This is a genomic window from Mesorhizobium sp. M7A.F.Ca.US.014.04.1.1 (genome assembly GCF_003998745.1).
Lineage (GTDB): Bacteria > Pseudomonadota > Alphaproteobacteria > Rhizobiales > Rhizobiaceae > Mesorhizobium > Mesorhizobium ciceri.
This window is the reverse complement of the sequence record NZ_RZRW01000808.1, coordinates 1-1,995: the sequence shown is the minus strand read 5'-3', so window position 1 is coordinate 1,995 and position 1,995 is coordinate 1. Positions and strand designations below refer to the sequence as shown.

The 1,995-nt window shown below is 60.6% G+C and carries 2 protein-coding genes; both read left to right on the top strand.

Annotated features, from left to right (window positions below):
- The coding region (locus tag EOA22_RS37840; RefSeq protein ID WP_206521382.1) for a hypothetical protein at window positions 1-1,198 on the top strand (1,198 nt) is incomplete at its 5' end.
- A 101-nt stretch (window positions 1,199-1,299) separates the two neighbouring features.
- Complete coding sequence (locus EOA22_RS31745) at window positions 1,300-1,962, top strand: hypothetical protein (protein ID WP_206521381.1); 663 nt, start codon at window positions 1,300-1,302, stop codon at window positions 1,960-1,962.
- Window positions 1,963-1,995 lie beyond the last annotated feature (33 nt).

Sequence of the window (1,995 nt, the reverse complement as noted above, 5' to 3'; positions counted from 1 at the left end):
GCTTGGCATCGCCTACCTCATGCGGAACGGTGGCTTTCAAAGCAGTGGCAGGAACGGCACGGTTTCCTATCCCGGCATTCCCGAGGAGCACCCGCTGGCGCACCCGTTCTTTGCGGACATCTTCGCGATCTACCTGGTTCGGCTTGTCTCCATCGATCTCGTCAATGCCGTGGCGCGGCGGCGCAATTCGGACGCGGCGCAGCTCGACATCGCGATCGCGCGCGGGCTTGGAATAGGCAACTCCTCAGGTCAGGGGATGTGTGTAGCCCTCCAACGCTGGCCGCATTGGGTCGCCACCTGGGTGACCGTGCGCGAGGCAGCGCTTGGCTACGCAAAAAGCCTGCCGGTCGAAGCGGGAAGCATTGCACTTGTCCGCAGCTCGATAGAGAGCACCATACGTATCTATGCGCAGACTGACCCACAGACGCAGGACTATGTGGCGGCTAACGAAACCATCATCGAGAACTTGAAACGCATTTCGGCAAGCCTGCGCGAAGGTCAGTGGCATTGCTGGGGCGACGTTGCTGCGCACGTCGCGGAGGTCATGGATGGCGAGACCAGTGAGCAGTTTCACAGCTTGCTTCTCGACGTAGTGCCGGACTTCTGTGACGCCATCGCGCCCTATTTCCAGATCGGCGCAGGCCGCAAGCGGCAACTTCAGCCAGCAATGAGGATCGGTGAACTGCGCGAGATCCTGCGCAGAAATTACGTCTGGGCCTTAACTGCCGACCGTACGCTCGCCGAAACGCACCAGCATTTCTGGTACCATTCGATCGACAATGGCGAACAGAGACGCGGCGAGAGAATCGTCGATCCGCACGAGCGTTTCGAATCCTTCATCGATCATATCGGACTGATCCAGAGGCTGGCGGCAGTGCTGGTCAGCCGTGATGATAACGAGCACGTCGGCGATGTCGTCCTCGACCATCCGGATCTGCACTACGCCATGTCGCGCGTGCAGTATCTGGATGGCCTACCCTACGCCGAAATACGGGATCCGCTCGCGCATCGCGATTTCGTCCCCGCCGAGCTCATACGTTTTTTCCTTGCGTCGCTGGGCATTCGTGGCTCGACGCCGCTCAGCATCCGCTATGTGCGGGGCACTTTCTTCCAAGATCAGCCGCTGCCTTCGGAAATCCTGACGCCTGACAGGCCGAGTCCCCAGCTTCGCAAGCATGACAATGAGGTTGCCCTGTGAGCATGACCACCGTTGCATATTCCGAACTGACCCGCATCCTACCATGGTCGCTTAGAGCTCTGGGGTATGCGTTCGGCACCGCTGATCGGGGGGCTCATATCGTGGCAGCGGGTGCAGCACTCGATCCGGCTGTTCTGGACGATATCCGTCAGGCAGGCCCGCGGCCCTCTCATGGCTTCAGCTATCACAAGTCGAACGGCCTCACGATGCTGGATGCCGCTGGCATTTCATTTCTGGAAACCGGACCAGCCGCAGTCGATGCTCTCGCCGCCCATGTAAGCGACGCCAAATGGGAGCTATGTCGGATATCTTCGGCGACCGAGTTGTCGCTTGTTCCGGCCACGCTGATCGGCGCGATGAACTACAATCTCTCTTCTATCGGTATCGTCGCCCGCGACGGAACCTTCGACTGGCTGTTGGCTGAACCGGATCCAAGGGGTGTGCTGTATTCGGGCCAAGGGGAAGATACCCTAGCGGCGCTACTCGGCGGCGAAACGGCAGCCTTGAAATCGATCGACGCCGCCAGGCCGGCGCCGGGGTGCGCGCTTCTCATGGTCAGCGCCCGCAGACCTGAACTGAAGGCGTCCGGATGCGCTGCCGTTCGGCCTGGGGCGAAGATCGCCTTGGCACACAACAAGGGTATTCCCGTATCGCGCGAGACACTGGATGCGCTGTACGGGCTCGAAATGCTCACCTGGGCTCCAACGTCGGAGCGCTCCCGCTCGCAGGCGGGCTTCACTGTTGCACCGGCACCAAGCTCATGAATGAACCGATATCCAATCCGGTGGTTGAGGTGA